General features: G+C 67.6%; 23 protein-coding genes. 13 read left to right on the top strand and 10 right to left on the bottom strand.

The genetic code is table 11. The features are described from left to right. Positions 1–65: 65 nt before the first annotated feature. The 3 genes from ACGFIF_RS27180 to ACGFIF_RS27170 all read right to left on the bottom strand — a co-directional run bounded on the left by ACGFIF_RS27180 (position 66) and on the right by ACGFIF_RS27170 (position 1883). Positions 66–197 (bottom strand): hypothetical protein, encoded by a 132-nt coding sequence (locus ACGFIF_RS27180; protein ID WP_393158282.1) that lies wholly within the window; start codon positions 195–197, stop codon positions 66–68. Positions 198–532: 335 nt separating this feature from the next. Then, entirely contained in the window at positions 533–1147 is a 615-nt protein-coding gene (locus ACGFIF_RS27175; protein ID WP_393158281.1) for an NADPH-dependent FMN reductase, read from the bottom strand. Between the two features lie 58 nt (positions 1148–1205). Then, complete coding sequence (locus ACGFIF_RS27170; RefSeq protein WP_393158279.1) at positions 1206–1883, bottom strand: DedA family protein; 678 nt, start codon at positions 1881–1883, stop codon at positions 1206–1208. Positions 1884–2015: 132 nt separating this feature from the next. Between ACGFIF_RS27170 and ACGFIF_RS27165 the strand changes: the two genes are divergently transcribed. Further along, on the top strand, positions 2016–3224 hold the full coding sequence (locus ACGFIF_RS27165) for a sensor histidine kinase (RefSeq protein ID WP_393158278.1): 1209 nt from the start codon (positions 2016–2018) through the stop codon (positions 3222–3224). Continuing rightward, positions 3215–3874: a LuxR C-terminal-related transcriptional regulator gene (locus tag ACGFIF_RS27160; RefSeq protein ID WP_393158276.1), complete on the top strand. Its 660-nt coding sequence runs from the start codon at positions 3215–3217 to the stop codon at positions 3872–3874. Before ACGFIF_RS27165 ends, ACGFIF_RS27160 begins: the two co-directional genes overlap by 10 nt. On the opposite strand, the gene ACGFIF_RS27155 is transcribed toward ACGFIF_RS27160, so the two are convergent. Next, on the bottom strand, positions 3812–4744 hold the full coding sequence (locus ACGFIF_RS27155; protein ID WP_393158275.1) for an SDR family oxidoreductase: 933 nt from the start codon (positions 4742–4744) through the stop codon (positions 3812–3814). The genes ACGFIF_RS27160 and ACGFIF_RS27155 overlap by 63 nt on opposite strands. A 49-nt stretch (positions 4745–4793) precedes the next feature. Between ACGFIF_RS27155 and ACGFIF_RS27150 the strand changes: the two genes are divergently transcribed. Then, the gene (locus ACGFIF_RS27150; protein ID WP_393158274.1) at positions 4794–5366 is read left to right on the top strand and encodes a TetR/AcrR family transcriptional regulator; all 573 of its coding nucleotides are present in this window, start codon (positions 4794–4796) and stop codon (positions 5364–5366) included. A gap of 35 nt (positions 5367–5401) precedes the next feature. Then, positions 5402–5707, top strand: coding sequence for an ArsR/SmtB family transcription factor (locus tag ACGFIF_RS27145; RefSeq protein WP_393158272.1), 306 nt, complete (start codon positions 5402–5404; stop codon positions 5705–5707). Positions 5708–5949: 242 nt separating this feature from the next. Here the strand turns inward: ACGFIF_RS27145 and ACGFIF_RS27140 are convergent, their stop codons facing one another. Further along, positions 5950–6573, bottom strand: coding sequence for an antibiotic biosynthesis monooxygenase family protein (locus ACGFIF_RS27140; protein WP_393158271.1), 624 nt, complete (start codon positions 6571–6573; stop codon positions 5950–5952). A 316-nt stretch (positions 6574–6889) separates the two neighbouring features. Between ACGFIF_RS27140 and ACGFIF_RS27135 the strand changes: the two genes are divergently transcribed. Next, a complete protein-coding gene (locus ACGFIF_RS27135; RefSeq protein ID WP_393158270.1) occupies positions 6890–7651 on the top strand; it encodes a hypothetical protein in 762 nt (253 codons plus the stop codon). Here the strand turns inward: ACGFIF_RS27135 and ACGFIF_RS27130 are convergent. The 4 genes from ACGFIF_RS27130 to ACGFIF_RS27115 all read right to left on the bottom strand — a co-directional run bounded on the left by ACGFIF_RS27130 (position 7648) and on the right by ACGFIF_RS27115 (position 12181). Further along, positions 7648–8001: a VOC family protein gene (locus ACGFIF_RS27130; RefSeq protein WP_393158269.1), complete on the bottom strand. Its 354-nt coding sequence runs from the start codon at positions 7999–8001 to the stop codon at positions 7648–7650. The genes ACGFIF_RS27135 and ACGFIF_RS27130 overlap by 4 nt on opposite strands. Before the next feature lie 2 nt (positions 8002–8003). Next, positions 8004–8825: a MerR family transcriptional regulator gene (locus ACGFIF_RS27125; protein WP_393158267.1), complete on the bottom strand. Its 822-nt coding sequence runs from the start codon at positions 8823–8825 to the stop codon at positions 8004–8006. Between the two features lie 93 nt (positions 8826–8918). After that, entirely contained in the window at positions 8919–10286 is a 1368-nt protein-coding gene (locus ACGFIF_RS27120; RefSeq protein WP_393158265.1) for a ricin-type beta-trefoil lectin domain protein, read from the bottom strand. Further along, a complete protein-coding gene (locus ACGFIF_RS27115; protein WP_393158264.1) occupies positions 10286–12181 on the bottom strand; it encodes a ricin-type beta-trefoil lectin domain protein in 1896 nt (631 codons plus the stop codon). Before ACGFIF_RS27115 ends, ACGFIF_RS27120 begins: the two co-directional genes overlap by 1 nt. Positions 12182–12415: 234 nt before the next feature. Between ACGFIF_RS27115 and ACGFIF_RS27110 the strand changes: the two genes are divergently transcribed. Continuing rightward, on the top strand, positions 12416–13639 hold the full coding sequence (locus ACGFIF_RS27110) for a ricin-type beta-trefoil lectin domain protein (RefSeq protein ID WP_393158262.1): 1224 nt from the start codon (positions 12416–12418) through the stop codon (positions 13637–13639). Here ACGFIF_RS27110 and ACGFIF_RS27105 read toward each other — a convergent pair. Next, complete coding sequence (locus tag ACGFIF_RS27105) at positions 13636–14829, bottom strand: ROK family transcriptional regulator (protein ID WP_393158261.1); 1194 nt, start codon at positions 14827–14829, stop codon at positions 13636–13638. The two genes, ACGFIF_RS27110 and ACGFIF_RS27105, sit on opposite strands and share 4 nt — an antisense overlap. Before the next feature lie 231 nt (positions 14830–15060). Between ACGFIF_RS27105 and ACGFIF_RS27100 the strand changes: the two genes are divergently transcribed. The 7 genes from ACGFIF_RS27100 to ACGFIF_RS27070 all read left to right on the top strand — a co-directional run bounded on the left by ACGFIF_RS27100 (position 15061) and on the right by ACGFIF_RS27070 (position 23501). Continuing rightward, complete coding sequence (locus ACGFIF_RS27100; RefSeq protein WP_393158260.1) at positions 15061–16104, top strand: LacI family DNA-binding transcriptional regulator; 1044 nt, start codon at positions 15061–15063, stop codon at positions 16102–16104. Between the two features lie 163 nt (positions 16105–16267). Further along, positions 16268–17950 (top strand): ABC transporter substrate-binding protein, encoded by a 1683-nt coding sequence (locus tag ACGFIF_RS27095; protein WP_393158259.1) that lies wholly within the window; start codon positions 16268–16270, stop codon positions 17948–17950. Between the two features lie 69 nt (positions 17951–18019). Beyond that, a complete protein-coding gene (locus ACGFIF_RS27090; protein ID WP_393158257.1) occupies positions 18020–19060 on the top strand; it encodes an ABC transporter ATP-binding protein in 1041 nt (346 codons plus the stop codon). Next, complete coding sequence (locus tag ACGFIF_RS27085; protein WP_393158256.1) at positions 19057–20037, top strand: ABC transporter permease; 981 nt, start codon at positions 19057–19059, stop codon at positions 20035–20037. The genes ACGFIF_RS27090 and ACGFIF_RS27085 overlap by 4 nt, the downstream gene beginning before the upstream one ends. A gap of 5 nt (positions 20038–20042) precedes the next feature. Next, positions 20043–21071 (top strand): ABC transporter permease, encoded by a 1029-nt coding sequence (locus tag ACGFIF_RS27080; protein WP_393158254.1) that lies wholly within the window; start codon positions 20043–20045, stop codon positions 21069–21071. Next, complete coding sequence (locus tag ACGFIF_RS27075) at positions 21068–22072, top strand: ABC transporter ATP-binding protein (RefSeq protein WP_393158252.1); 1005 nt, start codon at positions 21068–21070, stop codon at positions 22070–22072. Before ACGFIF_RS27080 ends, ACGFIF_RS27075 begins: the two co-directional genes overlap by 4 nt. 31 nt (positions 22073–22103) lie before the next feature. Beyond that, on the top strand, positions 22104–23501 hold the full coding sequence (locus ACGFIF_RS27070; RefSeq protein WP_393158251.1) for a GH1 family beta-glucosidase: 1398 nt from the start codon (positions 22104–22106) through the stop codon (positions 23499–23501). The last annotated feature ends 38 nt before the right edge of the window (positions 23502–23539 follow it).

Here is a 23539-nt window from a genome sequence, read left to right as displayed (position 1 = left end):
GCCTGCCGCCTGCCGCCTGCCGATGATCGCCTGCCGACGATCGCCGGGCCGCGCATGAGGAGGCCTTACACCATCGCCATGCTTCGCCGCCGCAGGACGACCGGCAACTCCTCCAGCCGCTCGATCCGCATTCCCGCACCGGCCAGCACGGTCACCATCCATCGACCGTCCACGGCAGGCTGCAGCGCACTTGGCATGTGCTCTGCACATAAGTCGGCAACTCCTGCCCCACGTAGCTCCGACTCACTCCCCGATCAGCACCCCGGCCCGGAACTACGACGTACTGATCCGCACCCCCTCGCCCCGCCCCTGCAGCGAATGGAACTCGGCCACGAAGAACAGGCACTGCCTCCCAGCCCTCCGGCCCCCAACTCCCACGCCAGCCGACCGCAGCACGCGCGTTCTCGGGGTCCTGCTGCGAGCCCCCCGGCGGCGGTCGCACCCGCACCCGCACCCGCACCCGAGCCCGCACCACCCGGGCCCACCCGGCCCGATCAGGCACCATTCACCCACCCGGCGTGTGCGAACTGACCTACTTCGCCGGCGTCGGCTCCGCCACCGGCTGCAACGCGATCGTGGTGGCCTGGACGATGCCTGCGTTGTCGCGGATCCAGCCGGACAGCACCACCTGCAGATCCTCGAGATCCCGCTCCTCCAGGATCACCCCAGGCACCGGCACACTCGCCCCCAACTCCGCCAGCACCGGACGCAGGTGCTGATCCGCCAGCAACTTATGGCTGGGCGCCGCGGACACTGTGACCGGCACCACTACCGCCCCCGCCAACGCCTGCGGCCGCAACACATCCAGGAAGCTCTTCAGCAACCCGGTATAGCTTCCCTTGTACACGGGAGTCGCGACCACGATCACAGACGCCGACGACACCAGATCGATCGCGTGCTCCAGCGCCGCCCGCTCCTCCTGCCCCGCGTTCTCCCCCTGGAAGATCGCCGGCGCGAACGTCACCAAGTCGACCAGTTCATCGATCCGGTACGGCGTACCGAGCTCGGACGCAAGCAGTTCGGCAACGGATGCGGCAGCCACCGCCGTCCGCGAACCAGCCCTGGGGTTGCCGACCACGGTGACGACAGACTGCGGCCACACCGGCGGATCCGGCACAACCTGCGGTTCGAACGCGACTGAGGGCATCTGACCCATCTCCTGAGCTCGGCAAGTGATGGATCGAGACTAGCCAAAGTCGAGCTTGCTACTTGACTTTCTCAGATTCTGAACGCCCGGCCCGAACCTTGACCACCACGAACCACGTGACAGCCGCCACCGCACCCGCGAGCACGACCCATTGGAAGACGCCCACCGACGACTCCACCACGTGCCACCGCTCACCGAGCTGATACCCGGCGACGATCAGCAACGAGTTCCAGAGCAGGCTGCCCATCGCGGTCAGCGTCATGAACAGCGGCACCGACATCCGCTCCACACCTGCCGGCACTGAGATCAGACTTCGCACCACCGGCACCAGGCGCCCGATGAGCACCGCCTTCAGCCCATGCCGGTTGAACCAGTCCTCGGCCTTGTCGACGTCCTCGACCTTGACCAGCGGCAGCTTCCCGGCCAGCGCCCTGGTCCGATCACGGCCCAGCCCCGCACCCACGCCATACAGTGCGAGCGCACCGACGATCGAGCCGATCGTGGTGAACAGGATCGCACTGACCAGCCCAAGATCACCGCGGCTGGCGGCGAACCCGGCCAGCGGCAGGATCACCTCGCTGGGCAACGGTGGAAACAGGTTCTCCAGCGCCACCGCGAGCCCGGCACCCGGCGCACCGAGCTTCTCCATCAGGCCGATCGCCCATCCGGCCACACCTCCGGTCGGTTCCTGCGTCGCCTGCAGCGCGGTCATCATCACCTGATTCGTCGTGAACATGTCGACGACGCTAGGCCCGCGAAGGTGTCCGCACATTGAGGCCAACCGCCGTCTTGCGAGAGGATTTTCCACAGTACATAACTGCGGAAAGCCCCAGTTTCTTCTCGTCCTGTGCCCACTACTCTTGCGGGCATGCAGCCACGACACAGCCTCCTGCGACGGAGCATCGCGACCCTGGCGGGTCTGATGTCCGGCGCGCTCACGGCTGTCGTCGAGCTGTTGTTCGTGCTTCTGTCAGCGCTCGCGCTGGTTCCGGTCGTCGCGACGCCACGCGCGCGGCGCTCGATGGAGGTGTCCATTCATCGTTGCGCACGGCAACTTGCGACGATGGAGCAGCGACGCCTCGCCACCTTCCACACCATCCGGGATCTCGGTCCGTATTCCGATCGTTCGGCGTACGACTACATCCTCAGACGCTGGGCGATCGGCGGGCTGGGCGGCCTCGTGGTGCTGCTACTTCTGTACGGGCTCGTCGTCGCGGGGACGATGATCAGCGCCTGGGCTCTGGACGGGACGTGGGGCTTCATCGAGAGCGCCGGCCGGGTCAGCACCGCGACGCTGCTGATCGCCGCGGTTCCCGGAGCCCTGCTGCTCTACCTGAATGTGATGGGACTCATCGGCATCGTCGATCTGGACGCGCGACTCGCCCGTCGCTACCTGGTGCCGTCCGTCGAGGAGACCCTCACCCGCCGGATCTCGGAGCTGACCGTGAGCCGGGCCGAGGTGGTCGAGGTGGTGAACGACGAGCGCCGCCGGATCGAGCGTGATCTGCACGACGGCGTGCAACAACGCCTGGTCGCTCTCGGCCTGCTCCTCAGTCGCGCCCGCCGTACTCGCGATCCGGCGCACGCTGCGGAGTTGGTCCGCCAGGCCCACGAGGAGTCCGAGCAGGCTCTTGCGGATCTGCGCGACGTCGCCTGGCGCGTCTACCCAACCGTCCTCGACCAACTCGGGCTCCGCGATGTCATCGGAGTCCTCGCCGAACGCTCCAGCATCCCCGTCCGACTGCACTACGACTTGCCCGACCGACCACCCGCAGGAATCGAGACCGTTGCCTACTTCGTCATTTCTGAAGCTCTCACCAACGCCGCCAAGCACTCCGACGCCACCCAGGTCGACGTGACGCTGACCCGATCACGACTCTGCGCCGCGGACGACACACCAGGCCACAACTCGCACGTACTGATCACCGTGGCCGACAACGGCCGCGGTGGCGCGGACCCTCACGGCCGCGGCCTCACCGGACTAGCCGGACGAGTCTCAGCCGGCGACGGTCACCTCACGATCAGCAGTCCACCCGGTGGTCCCACGACGATCCAAGCGGAGTTCCCATGCGAGTGATACTGGCGGAGGACTCGACGCTCTTGCGGGAAGGACTCATGCGCCTTCTGCTGGAGGAAGGTCACGAGATCCCGGCCGCCGTCGGCGACGGGGATGCGCTGGTCGACGCGGTCCGCGCAGCCGCCGATGCCAGCTCCCTTCCGGACGTGGTCTGCGTCGACGTCCGGATGCCGCCGACCCACACCGACGAAGGACTCCGCGCCGCACTCACCATCCGCCAGAAGTGGCCGTCCGTCGGCGTTCTCGTTCTCTCGCAGTACGTCGAGAAGTCGTATGCGAGCGAACTGATCACCTCAGGCCAGGACCGGATCGGGTACCTGCTGAAGGACCGGGTCATGCGCGTCGAGGAGTTCCTCGAAGCCCTCGAGCGAGTCGGCTCCGGCGGCGTCGCGCTGGATCCGGAGGTCGTCCGCCAACTCCTGTCCCGTACCACCCACGCCGATCCGCTGCAGAAGCTCACGGCCCGCGAACGCGAAGTCCTCGCCGTCATGGCCGAAGGCCACAACAACACCGGCATCGCCGAGCGCCTGTTCATCTCCTCCAGCGCCGTCGAGAAACACTCCAACGCCATCTTCGACAAACTAGGCCTAACCCACGGCACCGGCTACAACCGCCGAATCCAAGCCGTAGTCACCTACCTCACCAACTAGCCGCACACCCAACCTCCCTCCCATGCCCACCGGCGGGGGCGCGGGCTTGGCCGGCGGGTTGGGCGGGGCGGGGGCTTGGGCGGCGGGGTGGGCTTGGGCGGTGGGGTGGGGGCAGGCGACGCGGGGGCCTAGGAAGAGGCCGCCGGTGGCGTCGATGGTTTGGCCGGTGATCCAACGGGCGTTGTCGGAGGCGAGGAACGCGACGACATCGGCGACGTCCTCGGCATGGCCGAGCCGTTCGAGTGCGGTCAGGGCGGTGATGGCGTCGGTCAGGCCTGGGGTCTCGAACAGTGCTGCGTTCGCGTCGGTTTCGGTTGCGCCGGGGGCGACGGCGTTGACGGTGATGCCGCGGGCGCCCAGCGATTGCGCCAGTGTGAGGGTCATCGTCTCGAGGGCGCCCTTGGTCATGGCGAAGGACGTCTGGATCGGGTTCGCCATGCGGGTGGCGACGGAGGTGATCGAGATGATCCGGCCACCGTCGCGCAACACCGGAAGGGCCTGCTGGATCAGGAAGTACGGCGCTCGCACGTTCACCGCGATCAGACGATCGAACTGGTCCACGGTGTCGGTCTCGATCGGTCCTGCCGGAGGTGCGGCCGCATTGTTGACCAGGATGTCCAGCGGTCGCCCATCGAGACCGGACTCGAGTTGCGCGATCAACCCGTCGACGTCGTCGGGCACGCCGAGTTCAGCCCCGATCAAGAACCCACGCCCGATGCGCTCCAGCGTCTCGGCGGCGCCTTCCTTGTCGCGGTTGTAGTGCACCGCCACCTCGGCCCCGTCCGCCGCCAACCGCTCCGCGATCGCACGCCCGATGCCCTTCGACGCGCCCGTCACCAGCGCGACCTTGCCACTCAGATCCGCACTCATTGCGACCCCTAGAAGTGTTAGAAACTAACAAGTTGTTAGAATCTAACACATGACCATCCGGGAGCGCCGCCGAGCCGAGACGCGGACCACGATCCAGCGGCACGCGATCCGGCTGTTCGTGGACCGCGGGTACGACGCGACCACGGTGAACGACGTCGCTGTTGCGGCCGGCGTCTCGGCGATGACGGTCTACCGGCATTTCGCCACGAAGGAAGATCTGGTTCTGTACGACGAGTTCGACCAGGTGGCCGCCGCGACCATCACTGAACTCCCAGCAGACGAGCCGCTCGTCGTACGCATCGCCCGAACCCTCGCGGCAACCTACGACCAGGCGATCGCCGATCGGGAGTTCCACCTCGCCCGGCTGCGGCTGATGATCTCGACGGCGGCGCTCCGGGCTCGCCATCTCGACAGTCAGTACGCCACCCAAGAGGCCCTCGTCACCGCGCTGTGCGCCGGATCCGAGGACCCCGCGCTGGAGTTCCAGGCTCGCGCTGCGGCGAGCGCGTGCCTCGGCGTACTCCACATCGCCGTACTCCGCTGGGCCGCCGAGGACGGCAGGCCCGATCTGCGCACGCTCTTCGAGGAAGCCTTCACGGCGACGTTCGGCCACGCTTTCTGATCCCGCTCGCGTGATCGCGGACGTATATTCCTCATATGGCAAGTACGTTTGAGGTGCTGGCGGAGGGGCGGCGGCGGGAGATCCTGGACCTGCTGCGCTCCGGCGAGCGCCCGGTCGGCGACCTCGTCGAAGAACTCTCACTCAGCCAGCCCGCGGTCTCGAAGCATCTGAAGGTACTGCGGGACGCCGGCCTGGTGGAGGTCCGCCAGGACGCCCAGCGCCGCTGGTACCGCCTCAGCCCAGCCCCACTCGCCGAGATCGACGCCTGGCTCGAGCCCTACCGCGACCTCTGGCGAACCCGCCTGGACGCCCTAGAAGCCCACCTCGACACCATGGACTGACCCCAGCAGCCTTCCAACCGAGGAAGCGCGAGCGGGCTGTGCTGCGCGAGGGGGTGCGAGGCAGTGGTGGGGGCAGGGCGCGGGGGCGGTGCCGGCTGGATGTGCGTGGGCCGTGTTGTGCGGGTGCGCGTGGGGTCGTGTTGTGCGGGTGCGCGTGGGGTCGTGCTGTGCGGGGAGGGTGGGTTGCATGAGCGACGGCCCGGAGGGGTCCGGGCCGTGCTTTGTGTTGGATGGTGGCCGGGTCAGGTGAGTTCGGGGACTCGGAGGTGGGCTATTGCGAGTTCGAATTCGCAGACGTCCAGGACTTCGGCGCCGGCTTCCTTGGTGGTGGCGGAGCGCATGGAGGCGGCGGCTTCGCGGTTGCTGTCCATTGCTTCCTGGCTGTCGTACGTGACGGAGGAGACCGCACGGCCGGTAGCGCGGTCGACGAGGAGGCTGGCGCTGCAGAAGCCGGCCAGGTCCTCGAGCCGCGGGAGTGACGCCAGTTTGTAGACGTCGATCGACCGGTCCAGGTTGTCCGGGTCGACCTTGACCCAGGTCGCGCGGACGCAGGCGCCCTGGACGGAGCGGTGGTCACGGTGCAGTACTGCGATCTCCCACTCCTCCACCGTGGGGCTGCCGCCGCCCATCATGTCGGCGACCCGCTCGCGGATCGGGCGGAGCTCTTCGTCGGAGGCCCGCATCGCCTCCTCCGACTGCCAGGCGCTGGTGGCGATGCAGCGTCCTGATTCCCGGTCGGCCAGCATGGACAGCCCGATACAGCCGTCCATCTCCAGGATCGCGGGCATCACTTCGTCACGCAGCTGCGCGATGCCGGCGTCGATCGACCCCGGCTTGGCGTTGATCGTGGTGGAACGCGCGTACACGATCCACCCCCTTACCCCTCAGGGCAGCGCCCCGGTGGCGCCACCGGACGCACCCCACATTGCTCCGCAAGCACAGCCCTGGCAATCCCCCGGGCGACCACACCCGAGCACCATGCCTCGCCGATCACAACCGCTCACGTTCGGTACGCCGAGACCGGTCAGCCAACGGCACCAGCCCAGCGTGACGGGGTGACTGCGGAGGAACGGAACATCTCGACGGACAAGGTGATCGCGACGACCGCCTTCCGCGCCAGCTTGGCTTGAGTGAGGTGCCTCCCTCGCGCAGGTGGGGCACGACCGGTGATTGACTGGCCCGATGACTGAACTCGGACAGGCCCGGGCCGCGCGGTGGTGGGTCCGGGGGCGACGGATCGGGTCGATCGAGCGGGCCGGGGCGTTTGTCGAGGATGTCGGGTTCGCGTTGTTGTTTCCGGCGCCGCGTGCCGTCGTACCGTCGCTGTGGGAGGCGGTGGCCGGCGAGGACGACGAGCCGTTCGGGTCCGGGATGGGGACCAACGAGCAGCGGGTCTGGACGTGGAAGGACGAACTGCCGCGCCGCGGTCTCGCCTGGTATGGCGCCTATCTCGGCGGCCGAGGCACATTCCTCGCACCGGAGCTACTCAATGCGCTCTACCCAGCAGCGGGTGACCCCAGCGACCATCAATCACTGGACCTGTCGCCGGCCGCGCACGAGATCGCCAAGGCGATCGCCGCGGAGCCATTGCCGAGCGCAACCCTCCGGACACTGATCGGCGACCGCAGCCGCTATCAGCGCGCGATCACCGAGCTCCAACGGAACCTGCTGGTCACCACGGCCGGCGTCCACGAGGCCGGATCCGGCTGGCCCGCCGCGCTGATCGCCTTGACCTGCGACCAGTTCGATGTCGGCGGCGGGACGGACCACGCGCTGGCGACCGAGCGGTACCTGGACACCATGCTGGAGACGACGCCAGGCGAGCTCGGCCGCGCCTTCCGGTGGCCGGTGGCGCAGGCGCGAGCCCGCCTGGACGAGCTGCTCGACGATGGCCGGGCGACGTTCGACGGCACCCGGTACCAGACAGCGGTCGCGAACCTCTAGCGGATCTCGGCGAGGTCGAAGAGGTTGCCCTCAGGATCGGCGAAGGTGATCCAGTGCGTGCCGAACTCGTCGTACTCGTCGAGGCGCTTGGCACCGAGGCCGACGAGCCGGTCGATCTCGGCCGACCACTCGGCCGTGGCGAGGTCCAGATGAATGCGGTTCTTGCCGCTGCGTCCCTCGGGGACCTTGATGAACATCAGCGCCGTACCGCCGTCGTCGGCCCGGCCCACGGTCGCGACGAACTCGTTGCCGTAGTCATCGATCTCGCGCTCGAGCACGGCGGACCAGAAGGCGGCGAGGGCGCGCGGGTCGTCGCTGTCGAAGGTGACTTGTGCGATGGAAATGGACATGTTCAGCCTTTCAGTGCAGGGATTCGCTGGATCGGCCAGCAGATCTCGGTTCGCCAGGCGGCCGGGTCCTCCACGTCGCCGGGACTGACGACGTACAGCTCCCGGATCGGTCCGGGTGCGACCTCGCAGTGCTCCGCGACGTGACTGCCGAGGGCGCCGTAGCTGCGGTCGAAGTCCGTCAGCGATCCGGCGTGTACGGCGATCGCGAAGAAGCCACCCGGGATGTCGACGAGCTCGACGCCGTCGGCCGGCTCCTGGTCGGGCGCGACCGGCAGGAACGCGACCACCTCACCGGCATCGTCGTTGAAGAAGTCGTTGCTGTAGGTCGCACCGCAGGTGGCGAAGATGCCGTGCTCCGCACCCACCGCACCCAGCCGGGCGAAGACGCGTTCGCACCAGGGCCCGATCGCGTCCCGCTCGACTTGGTCGCGTACGCCGTACGCCCGGAACGCCGGGATGAAGCGGTAGTCGACGTCCAGCGCCCGGTGCCCGGGAGTCAGCATCTCGCGCAGCGACGTGACCACGTCACGGGTGTGCGCGAGCTCCTGCTCCATCCGCTCGAGGTGTGACCGCAGGGTCTCCTCGCGCCGGGAGTCGTCGGACGTCTCAACGAGCTCCCGGACCTCCGGCAGCGGCATCCGGAGCTCCCGGAGCCGCCGGATCAGCAGCGCCTGGTCGACCTGGCCGGTCCCGTAGCGCCGGTAGCCCGACGTGGGGTCGACCGAGGCGGGCGCGAGCAAGCCGATCTCGTGGTAGTGGTGCAGTGTCTTCACGCTGAGATGCGTCAGGCGGGAGAACTCCCCCACCGTCACCAATGCCGCCATGTCCGTAACCCTCCACCCTCCGGTAACCGGAGAGTCAACAACACAACAGCCACCCGCCGGAAGACGGGTGGCTGTTGTGTTGTTGCTGGAAGATCAGCCGCGGTAGCGGCCTATGACCTTGGTGTAGTCCCAGGGTTGCTGGGGTACGCCGCTGCAGCTGTCGGCTGGGCCGCCGGTGCACGGGCGGTCTCGGTTGACGGACCAGAAGGTGAAGCGGGCCAGGTGGTGCTGGGAGGCGTAGGACAGCATCGACTCGAAGTCCGACAGGTTGACGCGCTCACCGGCGACATCGGTGATGCCGTTCATCGAGGAGATGCCGATCTTGCGGTACGCCGCGTCGTCGCTCAGCCCGTAGGCGTCGCGGACCCGGTTCTTCAGCCCGTCGGCCGCCTGCCGGGTCAGGGTGGCCATGTTGGTCGTCCCACCGCCGAAGTTGAACGGCATGATCACCCAGCCGTCGAGGTTCAGCCCGGAGGCCGCGCCGCGCCGGATCAGGTCCTGACCGTCGCCGTCCGGCCCGGAGGTCGACGTACCGAAGGTCAGGTACGTCGCGATGCCCGGGTTGTTCTGCTCGACGATCTTCAGCGCGTCGATCACCCGCTGCCGCACGGTCGCGTTCGTGAACTCGCCCGCTTCGATGTCGACATCGAACGCCTTCAGCGACAGCGCATTGATCACCTTCTGGTACGCCGCCGCCAGCTCACCCGCCGAACTGCAGCTCTGACCGAGCTTGTTCCCGGACCAGCCACCCACAGAGACGACGACGTCACCGCCGTTCGCGCGGATCGCGTTGATCGCCTGCTGGTCGACGCCGCCGGTCAGCGGACGCTGGCCGTCCCACATCGGGTTGCAGTACCCGTTGGACAGGATGAAGGCCATCGTGAACCACTTCACCCCGGTCGCGTTCATCACGGTCGCCGGGTTCGGCGGGCTGCCCCAGCCTTGGTACAGGTACGGCGCCGCCGCCATCGGAGCGCCACCGGTCGGCGGCGGACCGTCGTCGGCAGCCGGGACGTTCCACTTCTGGTTCGCCGCACCCGTGCACGACCACAACTGCAACGGTGTGGCGTTCGCCGAGTTGTTGCCGGTGACATCGAGACACTTGTTCGCCTGCGGGTTCACCAGGTCGCGTCCGGACGTGTAGGTCCACTGCTGAGCAGCGCTCCCGTTGCACGTCCACAACTGAACGCGAGCTCCGTTGGCGGTCGAGCCGCCACTCACATCGAGACACTTGCCCAGAGCACGCAGTGTCCCGTCGGTCGACCGGCTCCACGACTGAGCGGCAGTCCCGTTGCAGTCGTACAGCTGTACGGCAGTCCCGTCCGCACTGTTGGCGCCGGCAACATCCGCACACTTCCCAGCCAGCCCGGTGATCGTCCCGGTTGCGGCCTGCGCCGGGGTCACCCCAGTGAGCCCCAGCAGAAGCACCCCAGCAGCGGCCACCGCCGCCACCCGCCGCATCAGACGTTCCACTTCTGGTTCGCCGCGCCCGTGCAGGTCCAGATCTGCAGCGGTGTCGCGTTCGCGGAATTGTTGCCGGTGACATCAAGACACTTGTTCGCCTGTGGATTCACCAGATCACGCCCTGCCGTATAGGTCCATTGTTGTGCGGCACTCCCGTTGCACGAATACAGCTGCACCCGAGCACCGTCGGCGACCGATCCGCCGCTCACGTCGAGACACTTGCCCAGGGCCCGGATCGTCCCGTCACCAGGCCGGGTCCACTGCTGAGCCGCCGTACCGTTGCAGTCGTACAGCTGTACGCCGGTCCCGTCAGCACTGTTGGCCCCGGCAACGTCGATGCACTTCCCGGCCAGCCCGGTGATCGCGGTACCGGTGCCACCGCCACCCTGCGAGCCCGACCAGGTGAACGTCGCCGAGGTCTTGGTCGGCAGCGTGTAGATGAACGACTGCGATCCCCAGTTCACCCGCACCGACTGCGAACTGCCGGTGGTATTGAACGCGATCAGCGACTTCGACCCGTCCGGGTTCTTCCACGCCACGTTCTTCACCGAGTTGTTCGCCGACGAGTCGATCCGGACCGCGCCCGGCTTCACGAACTTGGTCAGGTGACCCATCGTGTAGTACTCGACCGTCTTGTCGACCTGACCCGCGCGGCTGCCGCCACGCTGCACCGTCACCAGACCCGTGCACACGTTGCAGCCGGCACCGACGTACGGCAGGTGGTTCTGGTCGAGCGCGAGGCTCCACTTCACCCACGACTTGCTCCAGTTGCGGGTGTAGTCGATCAGGTTGTTCATGTCCTCGACCTGCTGGTTCGCGATCCAGGTCCCGCCCGAGTGCTCGGTCATGTAGTGGTTCACGGCCGGATACTGATTGTGGACAGTCGTCTGCAGGTTCACGTCACCGCCGTACCCGTGCCAGGCGATCCCGCCGAACAGTGGGTCGTTCCGCAGCGCGGCATCCGCCAGCGGCACCGAGCCGAGGTCGTTGTAGTTGCCCCAGTTGTAGTCCAGGATCATCACCTTCGTGGTGATACCGGCCGCCCGGAAGGCGGGGATCAGGTGGTTCTTGGTGAACTCGAGCAGACCCGAGCCGTTCCAGTTCATCGACGCGTAGCCGGTGTCGTCGGTGCCGCAGCAGGTCGGCTCGTTCTGCACCGAGACGTAGTCGATGTGGTTGCCCTGGGCCTCGTTCTGCTGGACGTACTTGACGAAGTACTGGGCGTACATCGGGTAGTACTCCCACTTCAGCCAGCCGCGGTTGGTGAACTTGTTGTTGTCCTTCATCCAGGCCGGCGAGCTCCACGGCGCGCCCTTCACCTTCAGCGCCGGGTTCAGCTGCTTCGCCTGCTTGGTCAGCGGTACGACGTCCGCCAGGTCATGACCGATGCTGAAGTCGTTCAGATCGCAGCACGTGTCGTCGTAGGAGTAGTTGAACCGGGCCAGGTCTGAGGCACCCATCGGGTTGCGCGTGAAGGCCAGCCCGATCCCGTTGACCGGGTCGAACAGGTCCTTCATCACCTGGTTGCGGGTGGCGGCCGTGATGGTGTTACTGCTGTTCAGCAGCCAGGCGGCGCTGTCGGTGAACGACGCACCACCGCCTTCGAACGACTGGTACGTCGTGTTCTCGTTGACCATGATGGTCTGGTTCGCCGTACCTCCGGCCGGGCCGAAGTTGACCGGCGTCTGCTGCTGCAGACCGCGGGTGACGTTGCGGCCGGCCGCGTCGTTCGTGGTGGTCAGCCAGATGTTGACCTGTTCACCGGCGGCCTGGGCCGATGGTGCGGTGCCGAATCCGAGTCCGGTGGCGGCGACGCAGGCGGCGGCCACCGCGGCCGGCAGGAGGCGTCGTCGCCAGGGGCGGGCGCGACGAAGGGTCCCGTTCGCGGGCATGGGCGGATCTCCCTTGTGTGGAAGGGTTTTCAGACAACAGGGAGTTGTCGGCGTCTGCCCGCGCCGCAACAGGTGGTCAGCACGAGGTAACCATCAGTGAGCGGGCGTGTCAACGCCGCATCCACACTTTTTTCACGTCTTTTATTTAGTCCCGACCTTGACGTGGGAGCGTTCTCACACGAGGATCCGGCCGAGCCCTGTCTCCCGACCGCCCCCGCGAGAAATGAGGCATCCATGAAGCGTTCCCGGATCACGGCGCTCGTCGCGATCGGCGCCGCACTCCTCGGCACCGCCCTCCTGCAATCCCCAGCCAACGCCCGCCCGGAAACCGCCGCCGCCCCGACGGCGACGATCTGGGAGGACAACTTCGACGGCCCGGCCGGCCAGGCACCCGACCAGGCCAAATGGAGATACGACATCGGCGGCTCCGGCTGGGGCAACAACGAACGCCAGTACTACACCAACAGCACCCGCAACTCCGCCCTCGACGGCAACGGCAACCTGGTGATCACCGCCCGCCGGGAGAGCGGCGGCCACCAGTGCCACTACGGCACCTGCGAGTACACGTCAGCCCGGTTGCTCACCGCGCAGACCTTCACCCAGACGTACGGCCGGTTCGAGGCGCGGATCAAGATCCCCAGGACCCAGGGGATCTGGCCCGCGTTCTGGATGCTCGGCGGCGGCAACTGGCCGAACGACGGCGAGATCGACATCATGGAGAACATCGGCCGCGAGCCCGCGACGGTGCACGGCACGATCCACGGACCGGGGTATGCCGGTGCCGGCGGCATCGGTGCGGCCTACAACCACCCGAACGGCTGGGCGTTCGCCGACGACTTCCACACCTTCCGGGTCGACTGGGAGCCGAACGCGATCACCTGGTTCGTCGACGGTGTCCAGTACCAGCGCCGGACGCCGGCCGACCTCGGCGGCAACGCCTGGGTCTTCAACCACCCGTTCTTCATGATCATGAACGTCGCGGTCGGCGGAAACTGGCCGGGCTACCCCGACCGTACGACGGTCCTGCCGCAGACGATGACGATCGACTACGTCCGCGTGTCCACCCTGGGCAGCAGCTCAGGCGGTACGCCGATCACCGGGCTGGCCGGCAAGTGCGTCGACGTCGCCGCCGCGAACACCGCGGACGGCACACCGGTCCAGCTCTACGACTGCAACGGCACCAACGCCCAGCAGTGGACCCGGCCGGGTGACGGCACGATCCGGGCCTTGGGCAAGTGTCTGGACGTGAACGCGGGATCCGTTGCCGACGGCGCCAAAGTCCAGCTCTGGACCTGTAACGGATCCGGTGCCCAGCAATGGGTTTACACCTCCGCGCGGGACCTGGTGAACCCACAGGCCAACAAGTGCCTCGATGTCACCGGCAACAACTCGGCCAACGCAACCCCACTCCAAACCTGGACCTGCTCAGGAGCAGCCAACCAGAAGTGGACCGTCTAGCTTCGCGACGGCACAACGCCGCCATCGCGGAGCAGTTGCAGCAGCGGCAGGGTCGCGGCGCCCAGCGCGACCGCGTCCCTGCCGAGCTTGCACAGCTCGATCGACACCTGCGCATACGGCTGGCGCAACGCGTGCTCGCCGACAGCCTCGCGCAATCGCGGCAGATACCGCTCCCCCAGCAACAGACCGGCCCACCCGCCGAGCACGATCCGCTCCGGGTTGACCAGGTTCACCAAGTTCGCGACGCCCGCGGCCAGATACCCGATCGTGTCGTCCACGATCGTTGCCGCGACTTCCGACGTACCGACGGCGTCGAGCAACTCGACGAAGGCCGCCTCCTCATCGGTGGCCGCCAAAGCTCCGCCGGCCTCGCGATACCGCTCGAGCACGGCCTCGGCACCGACGTATGCCTCCAGGCAGCCGAACGCTCCACAGCGGCACCGGCGACCGCCGTACGCGATCGTCATGTGGCCCCACTCGCCCGCACTGCTGCGAGTTCCGCGATAGCTGGAGCCGTCGGCAACCAGCGCCGCACCGACACCGGAGCCGATCAGGGCAACCACCGCATCCGTAGCGCCACGACCGGCGCCGAACCACATCTCCGCCTGACCCAGCATGTTCGCACCGTTGTCGACCTGGATCGGGACCTCGGTGCCCTCGGCAAGCATCTGCCGCAGCGGTACGGCGTCCCACCCGAGCGTCTGCGCGTCGACGACGGCGTTCCCCTCGACCACACCGGCGACCGCGACCCCCAGGCCGAGAATCAACTCGGAGCGCACACCGGACGAGGCGACCACCGCCGCAAGCCCTTCGAGCACGTGCTTCACCACCACCGACGGCTGCGGCGCGTCGATCGGATAGTCGACGGACGCGAGCACTTTCATCGCCAGGTCGAACAGCTCGACCCGCACCCGTGTCTCGCCGACCTCAGCGCCGACGACGTACCGGAACGTCGGTGAGACCCGCAGCAGGATGCGCGGTCGGCCACCCTCGGAGTCCACCGAACCGGCCTCTTCGACGACACCTTCGGCGATCAACTCGCTGACCAGGTTGCTCACGCTCGCGGCGCTCAGCGAGGTCCGGTGACCCAGCTCGTGCCGGCTGAGCGGACCGTCCCGGTAGATGGTGGTCAGCAGCGCCGACCGGTTGGACCGCCGCATGTCGCGCACAGTGGTCCGCCGAACGTCCATACCGTCTACCCCTACCTGGTCCGGCCTCAGGCGGGCCGCTGACGCAGAGTTCATCACGCCATCCCCACGGGCCGGAAGACGGACCTTCCTCCAGGTCGTGAACTAAGCAGTGATTCGTTACCGTCCCGTGATTGACGACTGCCGACGCCCTCGGCTTCACTCTACGGAACCGCTTCCGAAACCGGTTCCGGCGCTCAGCTGGAGCCACACCCGCCCGAGGGGAGCAAAGCAGTGTCGATCACCATCGCCGATGTCGCGGCGCGTGCCGGCGTCAGCAAGACGACCGTCTCGCGCGTCCTCAACGGCAAGGGCGAACTCGACCTGCGGACCGCCGAGCGGGTACGTCAGGTGATCGCCGAACTCGGCTACGTACCGAGTGCTCGCGCGGTCGGTCTGGCCCGCGGCCGCACCCGGATCGTCGGCATGCTGGTCCCGTCGCTGACCTGGCCCTGGATGGGCGAGGTGCTGCAGGGAGCCGTCGACGTGGTCGAGAGCGAGGGCTACGGCCTGCTGCTCTTCACCTTCAACCGGGGCGAGGAGTCGATGCACCAGTTCGCCTCCCAGGTCTCGGCCCAGTCGTTCGACGGCCTGCTGGTGATCGAGCCCGAGGGCACCCTGACCTACATCGAGCAACTGCATGCGCGCGGCCTGCCGGTGGTCCTGATCGACGACCGCGCCAAGCGCCCCCAGTTCCCGTCCGTCGCTACCACCAACCGGGCCGGCGGTGAGTCCGCCGCCCGGCACCTGCTGGAACTCGGCCGCCACCGGCCGCTGGTGGTCACCGGCGTCGAGCGGTTCGGCTGTACCCACGAACGCCTGGACGGCTTCCGCGACACCTACGCCGAGGCCGGCATCGAGCTTGATCCGAAGCTCGTGTTCGAAGGCGACTTCACCCATGAGAGCGGCCGCCGCGGCGTGCAGTACGCGCTCGACCAGCGGCTCGAGTTCGACGCGATCTTCGCCCACAACGACCTGTCCGCCGGCGGTGCCATCCAGGCCGTCCGGGAGTCCGGGCGGAACGTGCCGAACGACGTCTCGGTGGTCGGGTTCGACGACATCCCGTACGCCGAGCACACCGAGCCGCCGCTGACCACGGTGCATCAGCCGATGCGCCAGATGGGTCAGGCGGCGGCCCGGATGCTGATGGGGTACTTCGGCGGCACCCCGCTGCCCGAGGACCCCCAAGTGCTGCCGACGACGCTGATCGTCCGCAGCTCAACCGCCCCGAAGGTCACCACGAGGACCAAACCCGCCCCGAAGACCCGGTCCCACTGAGACTCCGGCGGCGGGGCAGCTGCCCCTGTCCCGCCGCCGGTGAACCCCCGATATCGATCCGTTAAGGCGTCCGCTCTTCCCATGAGAGCGCTTTCACGCCACGATGCACTCGCTCGCGCGGCTCAGGCGCGAGCATCCGCCAACAGATTCACAGGAGGAACCGATGCGAGCACGACGCACTGTCGCGCTGGCCCTGACGGGCCTGCTCGCGGCAGCCACCCTGGCTGCCTGTAGTAGCGGGGACGGGAACACCACGACCAGCGGATCCGGCAGCGCCGCGACGGTGCTGAACGTCGGAATGCCGAACGGCCCGCAGACCGAGAACCACAACCCGTTCCTCGGCTCCTCCTCGGGTGCCTCGCTGGGGTACCGGTGGATGATCTTCGAGCCGCTGGTGATGATCAACGGCATCAAGCCGACCGAGGCCGGCAAGCCGTGGCTGGCCACCGAGTGGAAGTGGGCCGACAACTTCACCAAGCTGTCGCTGACGATTCGCGACGGCGTCAAGTTCTCCGACGGCAAGCCGATGACGGCCGACGACGTCGCCTACTCGTTCCAGCTGCGCAAGGACAACGAGGGCCTGAACCAGGACGCCATCCCGTACGGCACCATCACCGCGTCCGGCGACAAGGTCGACCTGACCTTCACCCGGTCCCAGTTCGTCAACCAGAACAAGATCCTGACCGTGTTCGTCGTACCGAAGCACCAGTGGTCGACGCTGAAGGACCCGAGCCAGGACACGCTGAAGAGCCCGATCGGCACCGGGCCGTACACGGTGAAATCGTTCACCCCGCAGACGACCACGCTGACGGTGCGCGACTCGTACTGGCAGGACCTGCCGAAGGTGAAGGAGCTGCGCTACACGTCGTACAACGACAACAACGCGCAGACCACCGCGCTGGCCAACGGCGCGTCGGAGTGGAGCTTCGTCTTCGTCCCGAACGTGAAGGCCGTCTACCAGGACAAGGACCCGGAGCACCACAAGCTGTGGTTCCCGGCGAACCTCGGTATCCACGGTCTGTGGATCAACACCACCCGCAAGCCGTTCGACAACCCGGCGCTGCGGCGGGCGATGGACAAGGTGATCAACCGCGACGACATCTTCATGCAGGGTGAGGCGGGCTACTTCTACCCGAAGGTCGAGTCGATCACCGGGATCCCGACCCCGGCGGGTGAGTCGTTCATCGCGCCGGAGTTCAAGGACCAGAAGCACTCGGTCGACGTCGACGCCGCGAAGAAGGAGCTGACCGACGCCGGCTTCAAGCTCGAGGGCGACGTGCTGAAGGACCCGACCGGCAAGCCGGTCACCATCACGCTGACCGACCCGGCCGGCTGGTCGGACTACATCACCGACCTGGAGATCATCAAGGACAACCTGTCCACGATCGGGATCAAGGCGACCGTCGACAAGGCCAACCAGGACGCCTGGTTCAAGGCCTTCGACGAGGGCAACTTCGACGCCGGGATGCACTGGACCAACGGCGGCGCGACGCCGTACGACATCTACCAGAACATCATGGACGGCAAGATCCTGAAGCCGGTCGGCAAGGGCGGCGTGAGCGGCAACTACGGCCGGTTCAACAGCCCGGAGGCGACCAAGGCGCTGGACCAGTACGCCAACGCGACCGACGACGCGACGCGGACCGCGGCGCTGAACACGCTGCAGAAGATCATGGTCGAGCAGATGCCGGTGGTGCCCACGTCGGCCTCCAACGTCGGCGGTCTCTACAGCACCAAGAACTGGGAGGGCTGGCCGGACGAGCAGAACCAGTACGCGCCTGCTCAGCCGACCCAGCAGAACGCGCTGCAGATCGTCCTGAACCTGAAGCCCGCCGGCGCCCAGTGAGGCCGGACCGCGGCGCCGGACCCAACCGTCCGGCGCCGCGGTGTCACGATCTTGAGGAGTCCGAAGCGCATGACGGTGACCGACACCGAGGTGGTTCTCGAGGCCGAGGGCCTCACCAAGCATTTCCCGGTACGGCGGGGAGTTCGCGACCTGCTCACCAGGGACCGCAAGGTCGTGCACGCGGTCGACGACATCCGGCTCACCTTGCGCCGGGGCCGGGTCACCGCCCTCGTCGGTGAGTCCGGCTCGGGCAAGTCGACCGTCGCCCGGCTGCTCGCCCAGCTCTACGGCCGGACGTCCGGAGACATCCGGCTGCACGGTGAGTCCGTCACCGTGCACGGCGGCCGCAGGTTCCGCGCGTACTGCCGCCGGGTGCAGATGATCTTCCAGGACCCGTTCGCGTCGCTGAACCCGACGCACACCGTCCGGTACCACCTGACCCGCGCGCTGAAGATCCACGGCCGGGCGGGCAACGGGCCGGCCGAGCTCGAGGAGAATCTCCGCGACCTGCTGCTCCGGGTGCAGCTCACTCCCCCGGAGCGCTATCTGGACAAGTTCCCGCACGAACTCTCCGGCGGTCAGCGCCAGCGGGTGTCGATCGCCCGCGCGCTCGGCGCCGATCCGGAGGCGCTGCTGGCCGACGAACCGGTGTCGATGCTGGACGTGTCGATCCGGCTCGGCGTACTGAACCTGCTGCGTGACCTGAAGGAACGGCTCAACCTCGCCATCCTCTACATCACCCACGACATCGCGTCCGCCCGCTACTTCGCCGACGAAACCCTGGTGATGTACGCCGGCCGGATGGTCGAAGGCGGTGACTCGGAGACGGTCACCCAGAATCCGGCGCACCCGTACACCCGGTTGCTGATCGAGAGCGCCCCAGATCCGGACCGCCTCGACCGGGTGGGCGATCTCCAGCCTGAAGCGGAGGACCGCGGCACCGGTGAGCCGCCGAGCCTGATCGCCCCGCCGACCGGCTGCCGGTTCCATCCGCGCTGCGTGCACGCGATGCCGAAGTGCTCGACCGACCTTCCGCCCCGCTTCGAGCTGCCCACCAATCACGGTCACTGGGCGGCCTGCTGGCTCTACGAGGAAGGAGCCGCGAAGTGAAGTTCCTGCTGCAGCGCATCGCGTTCTACCTCTTCACCGCCTGGGCCGCGCTCACCATCAACTTCTTCATCCCGCGAATGATCCCCGGCGACCCGGTCACCTCATTGATCAACAAGTTCCAGGGGCAGCTGAGCACCGAGGCGATCAACTCGCTCTACGTGCTGTTCGGTCTGGACAAGAACGCCAGCATCTGGAGCCAGTACGTCGACTACTGGGGTCAGGTGTTCCGCGGCGACCTCGGGTTGTCGTTCACCTTCTTCCCCACGCCGGTCTCGGAGATCCTCAGCCAGAGCCTGCCCTGGACGATCGCGCTGGTCGGCATCACCACCTTCGCCAGTTTCATGATCGGTACGTCACTCGGCGTGCTGGCCGGCTGGCGACGCGGCTCCTGGCTGGACGGACTGTTGCCGGTGACAACATTCCTGTCCTCGATCCCGTACTTCTGGCTCGGCCTGCTGGCGATCACCCTGCTGGCCGGTCCGGACAGCATCTTCCCGTCGTCCGGTGGTTACGAGCCCGGCCTGGTGCCGTCGTGGAACGCCGAGTTCATCGGCAGCGCGATCCAGCACAGCCTGCTGCCGGCCGTCACCATCCTGATCTCGTCGGTCAGCGGCTGGATCCTGAGCATGCGGAACATGATGGTGACGGTCGCATCGGAGGACTACATCACCGTTGCCCACGCCAAGGGTCTGCCCGAGCGCCGGGTGATGGTCGGCTACGCGGCCCGCAACGCCCTGCTGCCGAACGTCTCCGGCTTCGCGTTGTCGCTCGGATTCATCGTCGGCGGCACGCTGCTGGTGGAGATCGTCTTCTCCTACCCGGGGATCGGCTACAACCTCTTCCAGGCGGTCGGCGCCAAGGACTACCCGCTGATGCAGGGCATCTTCCTGGTCATCACGCTGTCCGTCCTGGTCGCCAACCTGATGGCCGATATCGCCTACCTGCTGCTCGACCCGCGTACCCGGAAGGAGGGCTGATCACAGTGTCAGCGCCAGCCACCACCATCACCGCGGTCACCCCGGAAGGTCCCGAGGTCGCGGCGGCCCCGGCGAAACGCCGCCGGTTGCGGTTCGTCGCCAACCCGAAGGCCGCGACCGGTCTGATCGTGCTCGCGTTCTTCTGCGTGATCGCGATCATCGGTCCGTGGATCGCGCCGTACGACCCGTCCGCGCGCAGCAGCGACCTGATCCAGCCGCCGTCCGGTAAACACTGGTTCGGTACGACGCACCTCGGGCAGGACATCTTCAGCCAGGTCCTGGTCGGCACCCGGGGCGTGATGTTCGTCGGCCTGCTGGCCGGCATCGTCGCGACCGCGTTGTCCGTGCTGATCGGGGTCAGCGCCGGCTTCCTCGGCGGCGCCGCGGACGAGAGCCTGTCGGCCCTGTCCAACGTCTTCCTGGTGATCCCGGCGCTGCCGCTGATCATCATCGTCGCCTCCACCATCCCGAGTGCCGGTGACCTGATGGTTGCCCTCGTCATCGGATTGACGTCGTGGGCGTGGGGCGCGCGGGTGCTGCGAGCACAGACGTTGTCGTTGCGCCGCCGCGACTATGTCGAGGCAGCGCGGGCAACCGGCGAGAGTACCTGGCGGATCATCACCGCCGAGATCATGCCGAACCTGACCGCGATCATCGCCTCCGGTTTCGTCGGCACGGTGATCTTCGCGGTGATGTCGGAGATCACCCTGGCCTTCATCGGCATCTCGACCATCTCCGAGTGGAACTGGGGCACGATCCTGTTCTGGGCGCAGAGCCAGCAGGCCCTGGCCCAGGGCGCCTGGTGGTGGTTCGTCCCGGCCGGCCTGGCCATCGCGATCCTCGGTACGGCGCTGTCGCTGATCAACTTCGGTATCGACGAGTTCGTCAGCCCGCGGTTGCGCAGCAGCGGTCACACCCGGGTGAAGACGAAGGACGGTCACTCGGTCCGGATGCGGGTCGGCTTCACGCCGGTCCTCGGATCCAAGGAGCTGCGCGCGACGCCCGTCGTACGGCGGAAGAAGGAGGCCGCATGAAAGAGCCGGTGCTGGAGATCAAGGACTTCTGCGTCGACTACGGTCTCGGCGACGAAGCGGTACAGGCGGTCCGCGATGTCACGCTGACCCTTCATCGCGGTGAGGTGCTCGGGCTGGCCGGCGAGAGCGGCAGCGGTAAGTCGACCCTCGCCTACGGCGTCACGCGGCTGCTCCCACCGCCGGGGGTGATCAGCGGCGGCTCGGTCGTCTACCACCCGCCGACCGGCGATGCGTACGACGTGATGGCGCTGACCGACCCCGAGTTGCGGGCGTTCCGCTGGGCCGAGACGTCGATCGTGTTCCAGGGCGCGATGAACTCACTGAACCCGGTGCACAAGGTCTCGACCCAGATGCTCGACGTGATCAAGGCGCACGAGCCGCAACTCTCGCCACAAGCACGGACCGCGCGAGCGCAGGAGATGCTCAAGCTGGTCGGCATCTCGGCCGACCGGATGGACGCCTACCCGCATCAGTTGTCCGGCGGGATGCGGCAGCGGGTGATGATCGGGATGGCGCTCGTCCTCGAACCGCAGATCGTCATCATGGACGAGCCGACGACCGCGCTCGACGTGGTGATGCAGCGGCAGATCCTCGCCCAGCTGGTCGAACTGCGCGAGCGGCTCGGCTTCTCCGTTCTGTTCATCACCCACGACCTGTCGCTGCTGGTCGAGTTCTCCGACCGGATCGCGATCATGTACGGCGGCCGGATCGTGGAGGAGGCCAAGTCGGCCGATCTCTACAAGGACTCGCTCCACCCCTACAGCGAAGGGCTGCTGAAGTCCTTCCCGGCGTTGCGCGGTCCGCGCCGGGAACTGGCCGGGATCCCCGGTTCGCCGCCCGACCTGCGCGGGATGCCGAGCGGTTGCTCGTTCCATCCGCGCTGCCCGCACGCGTTCGACCGCTGCTCGGCGGAGATCCCGCTGCTCGGCATCCCGTCGGCGCGTAACGATCCCAGCCGGTCCGTCGCCTGCTGGCTCCCCGGCCGCGTACCCGTCGGCTGATCCTCACCTCTCACATCCGAAGGGCGAACAGATGAGCACAACTTCCGTCTCGGGGGACGCCGAACTGATCGCGGGACTGCCGGCCGGATTCCGGTGGGGTGTCGCGACGTCGGCGTACCAGATCGAGGGCGCGGTCGCCGTCGACGGCCGGGCGCCGTCGATCTGGGACACCTACTGCCGGGTGCCCGGTGCGATCGACAACGGCGACACCGGTGACATCGCCTGCGACCACTACCACCGGATGCCTGCCGATGTTGCCTTGATCAAGGAACTCGGGCTGGACACGTACCGGTTCTCGGTCGCGTGGCCGCGGGTGCAGCCGCGCGGGAAGGGGCCGGTGAACCTGGCCGGGATCGACTTCTACGACCGGCTGGTCGACGAGCTGCTTGCCCAGGGCATCGACCCGTGGGTGACGCTGTACCACTGGGATCTGCCCCAGGAACTGGAGGACGCGGGCGGCTGGCCGGTGCGCGACACGGCGTACCGGTTCGCGGACTACTCGATGCTCGTCTTCGACGCGTTGAGCGACCGCGTCGACACCTGGACCACGCTGAACGAGCCGTGGTGCTCGGCCATGCTCGGCTACGCGTACGGCGCTCATGCTCCCGGCCGGCGTGAGTACCCGGCGGCGCTGGCGGCTGTGCATCACCTGCTGCTCGGGCACGGGCTCGCCACGGTCCGGATGCGCGAGGCGGCACCGCGCAAGGTGGACATCGGCATCACGCTCAACGTGGCGACGGCGTACCCGGCGAGCTCCTCGGAGCCCGACGTCGAGGCCGCCCGGCGCGCGGACGGTATGGGCCGGCGGATCTACCTCGACCCGCTCGTGCACGGTCACTACCCCGCCGACGTGGTCGCCGATCTCGCTCGTGAAGGTGTCGAGTTGCCGGTCGAGGACGGCGACCTCGAGCTGATCTCCGCGCCGATCGACGTACTCGGGGTGAACTACTACTTCAGCCAGAAGTTCACCGGGTACGCCGAGGACGGCCGGACCGTGGACGCGGCCGGCCGGCCGGTCAGCCGGACCATCCCGTTGGACAAGCCGCGCACCGCGATGGACTGGGAGATCGTCCCCGAAGGCTTCACCGACCTCCTGCTGAGCATCGCCCGCGACTACCCCGGGCTGCCGATGGTCATCACCGAGAACGGCTCCGCCTTCGAAGACCACCCCGACGCCGCCGGCTTCGTCGCCGACGCCGACCGCACGGCGTACTTCACCTCCCACCTGGCAGCCGTCGCTGAGGCCATCCGCCAAGGCGCCGACATCCGCGGCTACTTGGCCTGGTCCCTGCTGGACAACTTCGAATGGGCCTACGGCTACGCCAAACGCTTCGGCATCATCCGGGTCGACTACGAGACCCAGACCCGCATCCCGAAACAGAGCGCCCTCTACCTGAAGGACCTCGCCGAGCGACACCGCGCCCGCTGAGCGGTCCGCGACGCCGTTGCGGTCGGTCGAAGTGTGGA

Origin of the sequence: Kribbella sp. NPDC049174 (assembly GCF_043197365.1) — a bacterium.
GTDB lineage: Bacteria > Actinomycetota > Actinomycetes > Propionibacteriales > Kribbellaceae > Kribbella.
Note: the sequence above shows the minus strand (reverse complement) of the source record. Positions and strands in the feature narration are given on the sequence as shown.

What these genes read in the sequence shown, in the direction of transcription:
- ACGFIF_RS27095 (WP_393158259.1), top strand. Translation starts at nt 16,268, where the DNA reads ATGCGAGCACGACGCACTGTCGCGCTGGCCCTGACGGGCCTGCTCGCG.
- ACGFIF_RS27180 (WP_393158282.1), bottom strand. Translation starts at nt 197, where the DNA reads ATGCCAAGTGCGCTGCAGCCTGCCGTGGACGGTCGATGGATGGTGACC.
- ACGFIF_RS27125 (WP_393158267.1), bottom strand. Translation starts at nt 8,825, where the DNA reads ATGGCGGCATTGGTGACGGTGGGGGAGTTCTCCCGCCTGACGCATCTC.
- ACGFIF_RS27110 (WP_393158262.1), top strand. Translation starts at nt 12,416, where the DNA reads ATGAAGCGTTCCCGGATCACGGCGCTCGTCGCGATCGGCGCCGCACTC.
- ACGFIF_RS27135 (WP_393158270.1), top strand. Translation starts at nt 6,890, where the DNA reads ATGACTGAACTCGGACAGGCCCGGGCCGCGCGGTGGTGGGTCCGGGGG.
- ACGFIF_RS27090 (WP_393158257.1), top strand. Translation starts at nt 18,020, where the DNA reads ATGACGGTGACCGACACCGAGGTGGTTCTCGAGGCCGAGGGCCTCACC.
- ACGFIF_RS27145 (WP_393158272.1), top strand. Translation starts at nt 5,402, where the DNA reads ATGGCAAGTACGTTTGAGGTGCTGGCGGAGGGGCGGCGGCGGGAGATC.
- ACGFIF_RS27175 (WP_393158281.1), bottom strand. Translation starts at nt 1,147, where the DNA reads ATGCCCTCAGTCGCGTTCGAACCGCAGGTTGTGCCGGATCCGCCGGTG.
- ACGFIF_RS27115 (WP_393158264.1), bottom strand. Translation starts at nt 12,181, where the DNA reads ATGCCCGCGAACGGGACCCTTCGTCGCGCCCGCCCCTGGCGACGACGC.
- ACGFIF_RS27105 (WP_393158261.1), bottom strand. Translation starts at nt 14,829, where the DNA reads ATGGACGTTCGGCGGACCACTGTGCGCGACATGCGGCGGTCCAACCGG.
- ACGFIF_RS27070 (WP_393158251.1), top strand. Translation starts at nt 22,104, where the DNA reads ATGAGCACAACTTCCGTCTCGGGGGACGCCGAACTGATCGCGGGACTG.
- ACGFIF_RS27160 (WP_393158276.1), top strand. Translation starts at nt 3,215, where the DNA reads ATGCGAGTGATACTGGCGGAGGACTCGACGCTCTTGCGGGAAGGACTC.
- ACGFIF_RS27150 (WP_393158274.1), top strand. Translation starts at nt 4,794, where the DNA reads ATGACCATCCGGGAGCGCCGCCGAGCCGAGACGCGGACCACGATCCAG.
- ACGFIF_RS27165 (WP_393158278.1), top strand. Translation starts at nt 2,016, where the DNA reads ATGCAGCCACGACACAGCCTCCTGCGACGGAGCATCGCGACCCTGGCG.
- ACGFIF_RS27155 (WP_393158275.1), bottom strand. Translation starts at nt 4,744, where the DNA reads ATGAGTGCGGATCTGAGTGGCAAGGTCGCGCTGGTGACGGGCGCGTCG.
- ACGFIF_RS27120 (WP_393158265.1), bottom strand. Translation starts at nt 10,286, where the DNA reads ATGCGGCGGGTGGCGGCGGTGGCCGCTGCTGGGGTGCTTCTGCTGGGG.
- ACGFIF_RS27130 (WP_393158269.1), bottom strand. Translation starts at nt 8,001, where the DNA reads ATGTCCATTTCCATCGCACAAGTCACCTTCGACAGCGACGACCCGCGC.
- ACGFIF_RS27075 (WP_393158252.1), top strand. Translation starts at nt 21,068, where the DNA reads ATGAAAGAGCCGGTGCTGGAGATCAAGGACTTCTGCGTCGACTACGGT.
- ACGFIF_RS27170 (WP_393158279.1), bottom strand. Translation starts at nt 1,883, where the DNA reads ATGTTCACGACGAATCAGGTGATGATGACCGCGCTGCAGGCGACGCAG.